The sequence below is a fragment of the Campylobacter sp. RM9333 genome, from assembly GCF_020137705.1.
Classification (GTDB): Bacteria; Campylobacterota; Campylobacteria; order Campylobacterales; family Campylobacteraceae; genus Campylobacter_E.
Window position 1 is genome coordinate 16,107 of the sequence record NZ_JACGAY010000010.1, and the last position, 14,185, is coordinate 30,291.

Below are 14,185 nucleotides of genomic sequence, written 5' to 3' on the forward strand. Positions count from 1 at the left end.
CACACTTATTTCTTATTAATTAACAATTAATATCAAAAATTAAAATTTTGTGTTAAGATTAAGCATTTTTTAAAAGGAGTGCTAATGAAAGCAAAAATTTTAAAAGAAGCACTTAATTCACAAGAAATTCTAGTAGCACCAGGAGCTTCTTGTGCTTTATATGCAAGACTTATTGAATTAGCAGGTTTTAAAGTTGTTTATGCTACAGGAGCAGGTATGGCAAATATGCAGTTTGGTTTTCCCGATATAGGACTTGTTAGTATGAATGAAATGTTAGAAAATACAAAGAGAATAAACGATGCTACAAATCTTCCCGTAATAGCAGATATAGATAATGGCTACGGCAATGCTTTAAATGTTTATAGAACAGCAAAAGAATTTAGCAAAAACAAAATAGCAGCAATTCAAATAGAAGACCAGCAACTACCAAAAAGGTGCGGGCATTTTGATGGGAAAAAATTAATATCTCAAGATGAAATGTGTGCGAAAATCAAAGCTTGTAAAGACGCTTTAGAATATGATACTTTAATAATTGCAAGAACAGACGCAATTGCTGTTAATGGTTTTGATGATGCTATTAATAGAGCTAATGCGTATTTAGAAAGTGGAGCTGATATATTATTTATAGAAGCTCCTACTAGCATAGAACAAATGGCAAGTCTTCCTAAATTAGTAAAAGCTTATCATATTGCAAATATGGTAGAAGGTGGCAAAACTCCGATATTGAGCAATGATGAATTACAAAAAATGGGCTTTAATATAGTTCTTTATGCAAATGCTACTTTAAAAGCTGCTATTAAAGGTATGAATGATTTATTAAATCATTTAAAAACTACAGGCAGAACAGATAATGCAGAACATTTAATGATTTCTATGAAAGAAAGAAATAGAATATGTGAATTTGATAAGTGGATGGATATAGAAAATAAATTTAAAGGATAATTATGAAAATTAAATGCAGTGTTTATAGGGGTGGCACGAGTAGGGGGCTAATATTTAACGCAAATGACTTGCCTAAAGATAAAAGCACTTGGGCTGATATATTTAAAAAATCTATTGATTGTCATAACCAAAACGCTATTGATGGGCTAGGTGGTTCTATATCATCAACCAATAAAATATGCGTTGTAAAAAGTGTAAATAATAAAAATTATGATATTGAGTGGGAATTCTTTCAAGCTGGGGTTATGAAAGATAGTATAGATAATAAAGGCACTTGCGGGAATTTAATAGCTGCTGTTGGAGCTTATGCTATTAATGAAAAGTTATTTAGTTTTGATAGGTTTGCAAGCAATGTATGTGTTAGAATTTACAATACAAATATTCAAAAAATTATTGAATTTAAAGCTAAGACTAAAGATGGAGAATTTGTAGAAAAAGGTTCTAGTATTATGCAAGGAGTTTTTGGTGGTTGTGAGCTGGCTGATGTTTTTATTAAAAATGCAGGGGCTGAACAAACAGGACTTAAATATCCATTAGGAAAAATTAGCAATTTTAATGGTTATAGAGCTACTTTACTTGATTTAATAAATCCATTTTTATATGTTGATGCAAGGGAATTTGATTTAGATTTTAATTTAAATTATAATGATTTTAGTGCTTTAAAAGCTATTGAAGATTTAAACAAATTAAGAGATTTTTATGCTATTAAATTAGGTTTTGCTAAAGATGAAAATGATTTAGAAAACAATCAAGCTATACCAAAAATAGCAGCACTTTTTAAATCTGATGATAAAAGTGAATTTGATATAGGAATTAGGGTTTTAAGCCTTAGAAATCTTCACAAAAGCTCTCCTGCTAGTGGATTATATAATTTAGCCGTTGCAGCATTAGAAAATGGCACTTTAGCAAATGAGCTTAGTGGTTTAACTATGATACAAAATGGTATTCAAGATGTAAAAATTAAACATTTTTTAGGCGTAGTAGATGTTAGCGTAGAGATAGAAAGTGGTAAAATCATAGGTGTTGGACTTAAAAGAAGTGCAAGAAGAATAATGGACGGATTTATTTACATTAATTAAAAGGAGAAAATATGAAGAAATTTAAATGTAGTATTTATAGAGGTGGCACATCTAAAGCTGCTTGTTTTTATGAAAAAGATATGCCAGCAAGAGTTAAATGGGGTGAGTTTTTAGCTGATGTTATGGGAACTGCTACAAAGCAAATTGATGGAATTGGTGGTGCTGCGTCAGTAACTTCAAAAGTAGCTATAGTTGATATTAAAAATAATGAATTAACTTATACTTTCGCTCAAGTAAATATTGATAAAGAAATGGTTGATTTTAATAGTAATTGTGGAAATATTAGCTCATGCGTTGGTGCTTTTGCTTATGATTTGGGTTTGATTGATTTAAATGATTCTAAAATGTATGAAAAAATCATTATAAAAGATGAGTGTGATTTAGAAAATAAAATAATTTGCGTTAGGATTTTAAATACTAATACAAATAAATATTTAAAAGCTAGATTTAAATTAAGCGATGATTTAAAGAGTTTTGAACCAGCAGGAGATACTAAAATAGCAGGAGTGCCAAATACAGCTAGTGAAATTAAATTAGGTTTTATTAATCCTGAAGGCTCTATGAATAAAGGATTATTGCCTACAAATTCTGCAAAACAAGTTGTAAATACAAGTTTTGGCAATATTGAAATTAGTATAGTAGATGCTGGAGCAGCGCTTGTGTTTATGAGAGCTAAAGATTTATTAAGTGGCAATATGTATGATGAAATTTCTCAAAACGAGCTTGATAAAATTGAAGAAGTAAGAAGTATAGCAAGTGAGCTAATTGGCTTAGCAAAAAAAGAAGAAGCAACAGCAAAAAATCCATCAGTGCCTAAAGCTTGTTTGGTTGATTTCGTGCAAGATTACACTAGCACAAGTGGTGCTAAAATATCAAAAAATGATATAAATGTATGCGTTAGAATGATGAGTATGCAACGCCCACACCCATCAATTGCAGTTACAGGAACGGTATGTATTTCAATGGCAGCAAAGACACAAGGCACATTAATTAATGAGCATTTAAGTAGCTTTTCTAATGAATTAGTAATAGCTCATCCAAGTGGGACAATTACGGGATTTATTGATAATGATAGTGTGAGTGTGATTAGGACTGCAAGATGCTTAATGCAAGGCTATGTATTTACTAGAAAAGATTATTAAGTTAAATTTCTAATTTAAATTCCTTTTTGGAATTTAAATTAGGATTAAGTATTTTATAAATTAATAATGGCTTATAAAATACTTTAAAAATTATTTGGTTTGATATTATTTTTTTCGTGTTTATTTAAAAACTCTTTCATATTAGACACTTCACAAGTAAATCTTCCTAGACTTTCATCAGAGCGAATTACTCTATGGCAAGGTAGTATTATTAAATAAGGGTTTTTTGATAATGCAGTTCCTACTGCACGATAGGCTTTAGAATTTATTCTATATGCTAATTCTTTATAAGTTATAGTGTTTGCATAAGGTATATTTTTAAGTTCATTTAAAACTTCTTTTGTAAAAGTAGAAAATTTATCAAGATTAAGTTTTATATTTGTAAAATCAAAATCTTCTCCCTTAAAATACTTTAAAAGTTCAGATTTTACTAATGAAGTTATTTGATTTGGTTTTTCTTTTAAAGTAGCAAGATTTGTAATATCAACTGAAATCAAATACTCATCATTAGCTTTTATTAAAACTATAAAGTTTTTAAATTTTATAATTTCAATATACATTAAGAGCCAAAACTACCAGAACTACTAGCACCACTTGTGCTTTGGCTTTTAAAAAATCCACTACTTTTTGAAGCTCCTGCACTAGGTGTGCTTTTAAAGCTATTTACACTTCTTTGATATGTGCTTGGGTTTTGATAATGCGTAGCTTTGTTTGCATTAAAATGTGAATTATTAAATAACTTATTGCCTATCCAAGAGCCAATGATTGCACCTGCTACAGAGCTTAGCAAAACTTCGCCTAATGAATGATTTGAACCAATACTTTCATTTGTTAATGAGCTTTGATTTGCTTCTATTTTTGCATTTTCAGCTTTTATTAGCTCATCCATCTCAGCCTTGCTTAATACTCTTTCATTTCCATTTAATTCTTTTAGAACTACTCTTGTTTCATCGCTTGGAAATTCATCTTTAATTCTGTATTGTTTAGGAGCATATTCTTCTATTATTAAAAATGAGCCTTTAGCTTGTTGTTGCTCTTCACCACCACAAGCACTTAATAATGAACCAGCTACAATTGCAGTTAAAGACGCTTTGTAAGTTAAGTTATTTAAATTCTTAAACATTTTTCCTCCTAAATCTTTGATAATTTTTTGTTTCTTATAAATACTTGATTGTTTTCTAGTTTTATTTTTTTACTTTTAAAAAGCCTTGATATTAGATATTTTTTTATTTTTTCACGCTTTTTTTTCTTAAATCTTAATAAATATTCATCTATTAAAATCCATTTTGCTTTTATAATTACTGGTAGATTTATTTTATTTTTTAATTCTTCGTTTTCTTTTTTTAATTCTTCGTTGCTTAGTTTTAAGATTTTTATTTGTTCTAATAGCTCATCTTTAATAGCTAAACTATTTTGTTCTGGTTCTATTAAAACATAGGTTTTATTATCTTCTTTTATTGATTTTAAAGTGCCTCTTCTAATTCTATTATAAATAGCTTCTTTGCTGATATTTAAGTATTTTGCGGCGTCTTTTACTAAGAGTTTCATTTCTAACCTTTAAAAAGGGGATAACCCCTTTTTATTAAAGCTTTGCTTCGTAATGTCTTAACATATATAGGCGTTTTAGCATTTTTTTTCTAGCTGAAATTTTTTGTTTTTTGCGAATTTCAGTCATAGGTTCAAAAAAGCGTCTTGCTCTAACTTCTGTTACGATTAGGTTACGATCAGTTTGCTTTTTGAATTTGCGATAAGCCTCGTCAAAAGATTCGTTATTATGAACTTTAATCCCTGGCACGGCAATCACTTCCTTTCGTTGTAAAATTAAAAGTGCTAATTTATAAAAAAATTGTTAATAAACAAAATATTTTTTAATTTACTATTCTTAATTTTTAAAGACTAAAATTATCTTAAAATTACAAATTAAGTTAAAATTAAGGAGAGCGTAATGGGAAATATTACAAATTATTTTAAAAAGCGGACTACATTTTATGTTTTACTTACCTGTATTATTTTTATTATTCCATTTATTAGAATAAATGGTAATCATTTATTTTTGCTTAGTTTTGATAAACAAAAATTAGATTTATTTTTCATATCTTTTAATACAAACGAGTTGTATTTAATGCCATTTTTATTAATTATGATGTTTGTATTTATTTTTTTTATTACAAATTTACTTGGTAGAGTTTGGTGTGCTTGGGGCTGTCCTCAAACTATATTTAGAATAATTTTTAGAGATTTAATACAAACTAAATTATTTAGAATTTATAGTGGCAGAAAAAATAAACAAAATAAACCAAGAAATAAAATATTTGCAAGAATTGCAAGTGTTATTGTGTTTTACCCAATTAGCTTAATTGCTGCAAGTAATTTTTTATGGTATTTTGTTCCACCTGAAGATTTCTTTACTTATCTTGACCATTTTAATGAACACTTACTTTTATTTGGAATTGTTTTATGTTTATCTTTATTTATAACATTTGATATTACTTTTATTAAAGAGAATTTTTGTGCTTATATTTGTCCTTATGCAAGAATTCAAAGCGTTATGTTTGACAACGACACAAAAAGTGTTATATATGATGAAAGTCGTGGCGGAATTATTTATAAAGATGGAGAAAAAATTACAAAAAAACCAATAGGTGGAGAATGTATAGCTTGTGAAGCCTGTGTAAAAATATGCCCAACTCATATAGATATTAGAAAAGGAATGCAACTTGATTGTATAAATTGTCTTGAATGTGCTGATGCTTGTTCAAATGTTCAAGCAAGATTTAATAGACCATCATTAATATCTTGGTCTAGCACAAAAGAAATAAAAACTAAAGAAAAACTTAAATTCTTTAGATTTAGAACTATTGTTTATATAGTTGTATTGTGTGCTATGTTTATTGGGTTAGTTTTAACGGCTGGTAGTAAAGAAACTATGCTTATGAATATAAATAGAACTACTGAATTATATACAATAAATAAAGATGAAAATTATGTTGATAATGCCTATGTTATATTATTTCACAATACTAGCAAGCAAGACCATAGATTTTATTTAGAAATATTAGATGATGATATTAGTATTTTAAAACCTAAAAAAGATTTTAGAGTTAAAGCTGGTGAGAAATTAAAACAAATTGTTATTTTAAGAAGCGAGCTTAAGAAAGTTAAAAAACATCATAAGCATATTAATATAAGAGCTTATGCCTTAGATGATGATAAAATATTTACCATAAAGGATACAATATTTATATATCCTAAGGAGAAAAAATGGAAGGAAAAGAAGAAATAATTTTAAAAGTAGCCCTTGAACTATTTTTAGAAAAGGGCTATGAAAATACAAGTTTAAACGATATTGTTAAAGTAACTGGCGGTTCTCTTGCGACGATATATAAAAAATTTGAAAATAAAAATAATTTATTTTTAAAGGCTTTAAAATTTAGGGCAGAAACTAGGTTAGAGAATTTAAAAATTATGATTTCTTCAAAAGCCAACTTGGATTTACCAGATTTTTTAAATGTATTTGGTAATGAATATTGTAATTTTTTTATAGGCGAAGATAATGCAAAATTTTTAAGATTAGTTCTTGAGAGAACTTATCAAGATATTAATTTTAAACAAGAATGTGCAAAAGCAGATAAAGATGTAATAATTAGATTTTTATGTGAAGTATTTGAGAAAAAAATCAAAAAAGAAATTCTAAATGAAATAAGTGCTTATAATTTAGCTAATTTATATTGCTCTATGATTAGAAGTAATAAGATTTTTGATTTGATTTTTAACTCTAAAGAAATCTTTACAAAAGATGAATTAAGTGAGCATGTAAAAAATGTAAATATCTTATTTTTAAGGGCTTTGCGTTAATTTCATTAACTTAAATGTAATTATAATTACATCTTTAAAATTTAAAATTACAACAAGGAAGATTTATGAAAAGACTTATTAAATTAAGTTTCGTTGCTAGCTTATTATTATTTACAGCTTGCAATGACAAGGTAGAGCAAAAGCAGCAAGAAATGCCACCTTCTATTGTAGATATTAAAAAAGTAAGTTTAGAAAATGCTGAAATTTATTATCAATATGCAGCGAAATTAGAAGCTAATAAAGATGTAATAGTTTTGCCAAAAGTATCTGGTGAGATTAAAAAAATATTATTTAAAGATGGTGATTTTGTAAAAAAGGGAACAATTTTATATAAAATTGATGATGAGCAATATAAAGCTAGTTTGGATTTAGCGTTAGCTGATGTTGGTGTTGCTAAAGCAAACTACGAAAACGCTAATACTGATTATAATAGAACTAAAGACTTATATGCTAAAAAAGCAGTTAGTCAAAAAGAATTTGATACAAAAGAAGCAGCCTTTAAAAGTGCAAAAGCTAGTTTAGATAAAGCCAATGCAGCTTATAAGATAGCTAAATTAAACTATGATTATACTAATGTAAAAGCTCCATTTGATGGATATGTGCAAGCTTCGTTAGTTGATGCTGGAAGCTATGCTAATGCAAATAATACTCAATTAGTAAAAATTGTAGATCAAAATACTTTAAAAGCTACATTTTTTATATCAGATACAAATATGGAACAAATTAAAAGAAATAATAATGATTTAAAAAGTGCAAAAGCTAATTTTACTTTAAATGGTAAGACTTATGAAGGTAAAGTTGAGTTTATATCAAATTATAATGAATTAGCAAGCACTAAGGCTTATGCGGTTTTTGAAAATACTAATCAAGAATTAAGTGCAGGAACCTTTGTTAGTCTTAAACTAAGCAATATTATGCAAAATGATTCTTTTGTAATTAGTAGAGAAAATTTATTACAAGATATTGATGGATATTATGTATTTGTTAAAGACAAAAATATAACAAAACAAATTCATGTTAAAACAATTTTTGATGATGAGAAAATTGCCGTAATTGACGCAAAAACAAGTGATTTAAAAGTTGATGATGAATTGATTTTAAATAATTATAAAAAGATTTATCCTGGCGCAAAAATAGCAACTAAGGCAGAATTTGGTGCGATGATGCAAAAGCAAGCTCCTAAAGAGCAGACTAAGGAACAATAATGTTTTCTAAGTTTTTTATATATAGACCAGTATTTGCAATAGTTGTTTCAATCATAATTACTATTGCTGGTATTTTAGGAATGAAGGGTTTGCCTATTGAAGAATATCCTAATGTAACATCTCCAACGGTTAGGGTAACTGCTAATTATTCTGGCGTTGATGCAGCTACGCTTTCTCAAAATGTAGCAAGTATTCTTGAAGACGCAATTAATGGTGTTGAAGATATGATTTATATAACTTCAAGCTCAAGTTCAAGTGGTTTGATGTTTTTAAATGTTTATTTTAAGGTTGGAAAAGACCCATCAAAAGCATTAATTGATGTTAATAATAAAGTTCAAAGCGTTCAAGCAAAAATGCCTGAAGAAGTTAAAAAATTAGGTGTTAGTGTTGATGAGACTAGCTCAAATATTTTAGCTGTTGTTTCGTTTTATTCTCCTGATGATAGCCGTGATGAAACTTATCTAAGTAACTATGCTACATTAAATGTGGCTGAAGAGTTAAAGAGATTAGAAGGTATTGGTAGTGCTGAAGTAATTGGAGCTAAAGATTATTCTATGAGAATTTGGCTTGATTCAGAAAAGCTTAATAAATATGATTTAAATCCAGCTGTTGTAAGTGCAGCTATAAGAGAACAAAACTCACAATATCCAACAGGAACGATAGGCGATTTACCTATGAAAGAAATTAGTCCATTTGTTTATACAATGAGTGCTAAAGGTAAGCTTAGTAAGGTAAGTGATTTTGAAAATATCATAATAAAAGCACTTCCAAATGGAAATATTTTATATTTAAAAGATATAGCAAGAGTAGAGATAGGAACTAAAAACTATGGTTTTGCCGGACTTAATAATGGTAAAAAAATGGTTCCTATGATGATTAATTTAAAATCAGGTGCAAATGCTATAGCAGTAGCTAAAGCTGTGCAAGAAAAATTAGAAGAGCTAAGCAAATTCTTCCCAAGTGGTGTTGCTTATAGTATGCCTTATGATACTACTGATTTCGTAAAAGATAGTATAAGCGAAGTTGTTCAAACATTTGTTGAAGCTATTTTACTTGTTTTAATAGTTATGTATATGTTCTTAAAAAACCTTCGTGCAACTATTATTCCATTAATTGCTGTGCCGGTTTCTTTACTTGGAACTTTTGCTTTCCTTTATGTTTTTGGTTTTACAATCAATCTTATTACATTATTTGCTTTAGTTTTAGCAATCGGCATTGTTGTTGATGATGCTATTGTTGTTGTAGAAAATGTTGAGCGTGTGTTTAGAAGTGGTATTACAAAAGATGTAAAAGCAGCTACTAAAATGGCAATGGATGAAGTAACCGGACCTGTAATTTCTATCGTTTTAGTATTAAGTGCGGTATTTATTCCTGTATCATTTTTAGATGGTTTTGTAGGGCAAATTCAAAGACAATTTGCAATTACTCTTGTAATTTCTGTTTGTATTTCAGGTTTTGTTGCATTAACGCTAACTCCTGCATTATGCGGTATATTATTAAAAGACCATGAAGATAAGCCTTTTTATTTAGTTAAAAAATTTAATGACTTTTTTGATTGGAGTATTAATATTTTTGGTAGTGCAGTTGCAAAAGTTTTAAGACATGTAATTCCAAGTTTAATAGTAGTTGCTATATTCTTTTATGGAATTTTTGCCTTACTAAAAATTATTCCTAGCTCACTTGTTCCTAGCGAAGATAAGGGTGCTGTATTGGTTTTATCACAATTAAAATCTTCTAGCAACCTAGATAAAACTCTAGCCTTTAATAATAAAATCTATGATATGGTTAAGAATAATCCTGCAGTAGAAAGTATGATTTCTTTAAATGGATTTGATGTAGAGAGTTCAGCTCTTTCTCCAAGTGCTGGAATTTCATTTATTACATTAAAAGATTATAAAGATAGAAAAGATTTAGGTATTAATGGAGATAGTGAAAATTTAGCTAATACTTGGATGAAAAATATGTGGCTTGACCCTGATGGTTTTGCATTTTTCTTAAATCCACCACCGATTATGGGGCTTTCTTTAACAGGCGGATTTGAAATGTATGTGCAAAATAAATCAGGTAAAAGTTATGAAGAAATTAAAAAAGATATAGATACTTTACTTGCAGCAGCATCAAAAAGACCTGAATTAACTCAAGCAAGAACGACTTTAAACACTGATTATCCTGAGTTAAAAGTAAGTGTTGATGAGAAAAAAGCTAAAATTTTAGGGCTTAGTTTAAGTGATATATATTCAAATTTAAATTTAATTTTTGGTTCTGTTTATGTGAATGATTTTACTGCTTTAGGTAAAAATTTCCAAGTAAATGTAAGAGGCGATGAAGAATTTAGAAATAAAAGAACAAGTCTTGAAAATATTTATGTTAAAAATAGTGAAGGCAAAAGTATATCTTTAGCTAGTGTTGTTGATATTAAGCCAAGTGTAGCAGCGTTTTCAGTAACTAGATTTAACCTTTTCCCAGCTGCAAAAGTTACAGCTTCGCCAGCTCCAGGATATACTAGTGGAGATGCTATTAATGCTATAGTTGAAGTATTTAATGAAACTATGAATAAAGATGAATATTCTTATGCTTGGGCAGGAAGTTCTTATGAGGAAGTAAATGCTAGTGGTAGTGGTTCTACTGCATTTGCATTAGGTATGGTATTTGTATTTTTAATACTTGCAGCTCAATATGAAAGATGGTTAATGCCACTTGCAGTAATTACGGCAGTTCCTTTTGCAGTATTTGGAAGTTTAGCAGCAACTTATTTAAGGGGTATGCAAAATGACATATATTTTCAAATAGGTTTATTATTGTTAATTGGTCTTAGTGCAAAAAATGCTATATTAATTGTTGAATTTGCTATGGAAGAAAAATATAAACACGGCTTAAATACTTATGATGCAGCTATAAAGGCGGCAAAACTTAGATTTAGACCTATTATTATGACTTCTTTAGCGTTTGGTTTTGGTATTTTACCTTTAGTATTTAGCGAAGGTTCAGGTAGTGCTGCTAGACACTCACTTAGCACAGGGCTAGTTGGTGGTATTATTATAGCTTCTAGTATATCTATTTTATTTGTGCCTTTATTTTTCTATTTACTAGAGAGTTTAAATGATAAGGTTTTTAAAAAGAAAGGAAAGCAAATTAATGAATAAGCTTTTAATATCAGCAATCGCAGCTTTATTTTTAGCTGCTTGCTCTAGTGTTAATAATTATGAGCTTAAAACTCCAAATAATTTAGATAATAATACTAAATTTGAAATTAAAGATTGGAGAAGTTTAGGTAATGATGCAAATCTTAATCGCTTGATTGAGATTGCTATGGAAAACAATGAAGATGTTAAAATGGCTATTAATAATCTTTTAATAGCTGAATCAAATTTAGTAAGTGTTGGGATTAAAAGAGAGCCTAGCATTAATCTTGGAATTAATGCAAATGAGAGATTAATTAAACACCAAAAGCCAACTTACGGACATTCTTTAGGTCTTAATTTATCTTATGAAATAGATTTATTAAATAAATTTGGTAAGGCTAAAGATAACGCTATTTATAGTGCTAATATTAGCGAATTTGATGTAGAAAATACTTATCAAACTATTGGATTTAGTATCGCAAAACTTTATTATCAAGTTGTAGCAACTAATAAAAAAATAGAAATTTTAGAAGACTTTATAAATAGCTATGAAAAAACTTTAAAATTAAAAGAAGAGCAATATAAATTAGGCTTTATTACAAAATCAGTTCTTTTACAAACTAAAGAACAATTTACTCTAAATCAAACTAAATTAAGAAGTTTAAAATTAGAAAGAGATTTATATATTAATTCTTTAGATATTTTAGTTTATGGATTAAATCAAGAAAAAGAACCAATTAAATTTGCTAATAACTTAATAGAAGATTTTGTTATGCCAGCTACTATACCAAGCTCTGTTATGACAAATCGTCCTGATATAGCAAAAGCAATTTTAGATGTAAAAATAGCTCATAATAATGCAAAAATTGCTTGGGATAGCTTTTTTCCAACCTTTACAATAGGTGCTGGTGTTAGTTGGAGTGGAGATACACATAATGTATTTTCTGACCCTGTTGGCTCAATTACTGCTAGTTTGTTACAACCTTTATTTAATTTAGGTGATGTTGATGAGCAAGTAATTAGAGCAAATTTAGCTCAAGATAATGCAGTATTAGGCTATGAAAAAGTAGTCAAAACTGCGTTAAAAGAAATAGAAGATGCTATTTTAAAATATAATAATGCCGAAGTTAAATTAAGAGATTATGATGAAATAGTAAAACTAGAAGAAGAAATTTATGAGTTTAATAAGCTTAAATTTAATGAAGGAGAAATCAGCTTTTTAGAATTCTTAGATAGCGAAAGAGCTTTACAAAATAGCTTAATAGAGCAAATTGATTTAAAATTAGGCAAGATAACTGCAGGAATTGATGCTTATAAAGCTATTGGAGTTAAAAAACTTGAATTTAGGAAGTGATTTTTATATGAACCTAGCCTTAAAAGAGGCTTGGAAATATCAATTCTTAACTTATCCAAATCCTGCCGTAGGTTGTCTAGTATTAGATAAATACGGCAAGATTTTAAGTATTAAAGCACACCAAAAAGCAGGAACATTTCACGCAGAAAGATTATGTGTGAATGAAATCTTAGAAAAATATGGAAAAGATGCTTTAAAAGATAGTGTATTTTATGTAACTTTAGAGCCTTGCAGTAAGCAAGGTCGCACTCCACCTTGCCACGAATTATTAATAAAATATAAAGTTAAAGAAGTAAATATAGGCTCAAGTGATAGTTCTCAAAATGGTATAAATGAATTAAGACAAGCTGGAATTAAAGTAAATCTTGGGATTTTACAAGATGAATGCGATAAATTAATTGCTCCATTTAAATTCTGGCTAGATAATAAGCCTTTTGTTTTATTTAAATTAGCAATTAATCTAAATTATAACAATGAAGGTAGTATTAGTAATGAGTATTTAAGGACATATTTTCACGAAATTAGAACCAATATAGATTATTTAATAATTTGTGGCAATACTTTAAGACTTGATAATCCTATGCTTGATGCTAGATATTCTACTAGCAAAAAAGCACCTAATTTATTAGTATTTTCAAAATATTTTCAAGATTTAAATTCTAATTTTAAATCTCTAAATATTTTTAAAACTAATAGAGAAATTATTTTTGGTAAAAATCCTTTAAAATTAAAAGATGAATTGCAAGAGCAAAATATTAAATTTGTAATGATTGAAGGCGGGTTTAATGCCTTAGAACTTTTCAAAAATCAAATAGATTGGTTGTTTTTACAACAAAGTAATTCTACTTATAAAAATTCAAATAACTTTAAGTTAAGTTTAAGTCCTATTTATCAAAGCACTACAAAAGATTTTTATAATAAACCACACGAATACCAACAATTCGGATTTTATGAAATAAGGGAATAAATGTTAGAAAAATATTTTGAAAAATTCCTAGTAAATTCTAGGTTTATTACAATCTTACCTGTTATTTTTGGTCTTTTAGGTGCTTTTATGTTATTTTTTATTGCTAGTTTTGATGTGTATAAGGTCATAAAAGTTACATATACTTATTATTTTTTAGGTGCTGATATTGATATTCACGAAGAAGCTGTAAGCACTATAGTTGGAGCTGTTGATTTATATTTAATGGCTTTAGTTTTTTATATATTTTCTTTTGGAATATATGAATTATTTATAAGCGATGTTGAAGAATTTAAACAATATAAACAAAGCAAGGTTTTAGAAGTTCATAGTTTAGATGAGCTAAAAGATAAGCTTGGTAAAGTTATTATTATGGTTTTAGTTGTTAATTTTTTCCAACACGCACTTAATTTAAAATTTAGCTCAAGTATGGATATGCTTTATTTAGCAATCGGTATTATGTGTATTTGCCTTGGATTATGGGCTTTACATAAAAGTGATAATAAATCTAAAGAACACTAA

The 14,185-nt window shown here is 28.0% G+C and carries 14 protein-coding genes; 10 read left to right on the forward strand and 4 right to left on the reverse strand.

What is annotated here, in order from left to right; all coding sequences use genetic code 11:
* The first annotated feature begins 84 nt into the window (after nucleotides 1-84).
* Genes AVBRAN9333_RS04975 through AVBRAN9333_RS04985 form a run of 3 tightly spaced genes read left to right on the forward strand, consistent with a single transcriptional unit; the run spans nucleotide 85 to nucleotide 3,163 of the window.
* Nucleotides 85-942 carry an isocitrate lyase/PEP mutase family protein gene (locus tag AVBRAN9333_RS04975; protein ID WP_214119946.1) on the forward strand — a complete coding sequence of 286 codons (858 nt, stop codon included), beginning with the start codon at nucleotides 85-87 and terminating at the stop codon, nucleotides 940-942.
* A 2-nt stretch (nucleotides 943-944) separates the two neighbouring features.
* Complete coding sequence (locus tag AVBRAN9333_RS04980) at nucleotides 945-2,021, forward strand: PrpF domain-containing protein (protein ID WP_336609535.1); 1,077 nt, start codon at nucleotides 945-947, stop codon at nucleotides 2,019-2,021.
* Between the two features lie 11 nt (nucleotides 2,022-2,032).
* Nucleotides 2,033-3,163: a PrpF domain-containing protein gene (locus AVBRAN9333_RS04985; RefSeq protein ID WP_214142578.1), complete on the forward strand. Its 1,131-nt coding sequence runs from the start codon at nucleotides 2,033-2,035 to the stop codon at nucleotides 3,161-3,163.
* 83 nt (nucleotides 3,164-3,246) lie between these two features.
* Here the strand turns inward: AVBRAN9333_RS04985 and AVBRAN9333_RS04990 are convergent, their stop codons facing one another.
* Genes AVBRAN9333_RS04990 through rpsU form a run of 4 tightly spaced genes read right to left on the reverse strand, consistent with a single transcriptional unit; the run spans nucleotide 3,247 to nucleotide 4,958 of the window.
* Entirely contained in the window at nucleotides 3,247-3,723 is a 477-nt protein-coding gene (locus AVBRAN9333_RS04990; RefSeq protein WP_214117253.1) for a methylated-DNA--[protein]-cysteine S-methyltransferase, read from the reverse strand.
* Complete coding sequence (locus AVBRAN9333_RS04995; protein WP_214117251.1) at nucleotides 3,723-4,286, reverse strand: UPF0323 family lipoprotein; 564 nt, start codon at nucleotides 4,284-4,286, stop codon at nucleotides 3,723-3,725. The genes AVBRAN9333_RS04990 and AVBRAN9333_RS04995 overlap by 1 nt, the downstream gene beginning before the upstream one ends.
* A gap of 8 nt (nucleotides 4,287-4,294) precedes the next feature.
* Nucleotides 4,295-4,711 carry a helix-turn-helix domain-containing protein gene (locus tag AVBRAN9333_RS05000; protein ID WP_214117248.1) on the reverse strand — a complete coding sequence of 139 codons (417 nt, stop codon included), beginning with the start codon at nucleotides 4,709-4,711 and terminating at the stop codon, nucleotides 4,295-4,297.
* A 34-nt stretch (nucleotides 4,712-4,745) separates the two neighbouring features.
* Nucleotides 4,746-4,958 (reverse strand): 30S ribosomal protein S21, encoded by a 213-nt coding sequence (rpsU, locus tag AVBRAN9333_RS05005; RefSeq protein WP_214117291.1) that lies wholly within the window; start codon nucleotides 4,956-4,958, stop codon nucleotides 4,746-4,748.
* A gap of 150 nt (nucleotides 4,959-5,108) precedes the next feature.
* Between rpsU and ccoG the strand changes: the two genes are divergently transcribed.
* The 7 genes from ccoG (at nucleotide 5,109) to AVBRAN9333_RS05040 (ending at nucleotide 14,185) form a co-directional block, all read left to right on the forward strand.
* Nucleotides 5,109-6,446 (forward strand): cytochrome c oxidase accessory protein CcoG, encoded by a 1,338-nt coding sequence (gene ccoG, locus AVBRAN9333_RS05010; protein WP_336609536.1) that lies wholly within the window; start codon nucleotides 5,109-5,111, stop codon nucleotides 6,444-6,446.
* A complete protein-coding gene (locus AVBRAN9333_RS05015; protein WP_214117243.1) occupies nucleotides 6,425-7,018 on the forward strand; it encodes a TetR/AcrR family transcriptional regulator in 594 nt (197 codons plus the stop codon). The genes ccoG and AVBRAN9333_RS05015 overlap by 22 nt, the downstream gene beginning before the upstream one ends.
* Nucleotides 7,019-7,083: 65 nt before the next feature.
* Nucleotides 7,084-8,223: an efflux RND transporter periplasmic adaptor subunit gene (locus AVBRAN9333_RS05020; RefSeq protein ID WP_214142574.1), complete on the forward strand. Its 1,140-nt coding sequence runs from the start codon at nucleotides 7,084-7,086 to the stop codon at nucleotides 8,221-8,223.
* Nucleotides 8,223-11,366: an efflux RND transporter permease subunit gene (locus tag AVBRAN9333_RS05025; RefSeq protein ID WP_214117239.1), complete on the forward strand. Its 3,144-nt coding sequence runs from the start codon at nucleotides 8,223-8,225 to the stop codon at nucleotides 11,364-11,366. The genes AVBRAN9333_RS05020 and AVBRAN9333_RS05025 overlap by 1 nt, the downstream gene beginning before the upstream one ends.
* Entirely contained in the window at nucleotides 11,359-12,699 is a 1,341-nt protein-coding gene (locus AVBRAN9333_RS05030; protein WP_214119951.1) for a TolC family protein, read from the forward strand. Before AVBRAN9333_RS05025 ends, AVBRAN9333_RS05030 begins: the two co-directional genes overlap by 8 nt.
* Complete coding sequence (gene ribD / locus AVBRAN9333_RS05035; RefSeq protein WP_267524008.1) at nucleotides 12,668-13,666, forward strand: bifunctional diaminohydroxyphosphoribosylaminopyrimidine deaminase/5-amino-6-(5-phosphoribosylamino)uracil reductase RibD; 999 nt, start codon at nucleotides 12,668-12,670, stop codon at nucleotides 13,664-13,666. The genes AVBRAN9333_RS05030 and ribD overlap by 32 nt, the downstream gene beginning before the upstream one ends.
* Nucleotides 13,667-14,185: a YqhA family protein gene (locus AVBRAN9333_RS05040; protein WP_214117232.1), complete on the forward strand. Its 519-nt coding sequence runs from the start codon at nucleotides 13,667-13,669 to the stop codon at nucleotides 14,183-14,185.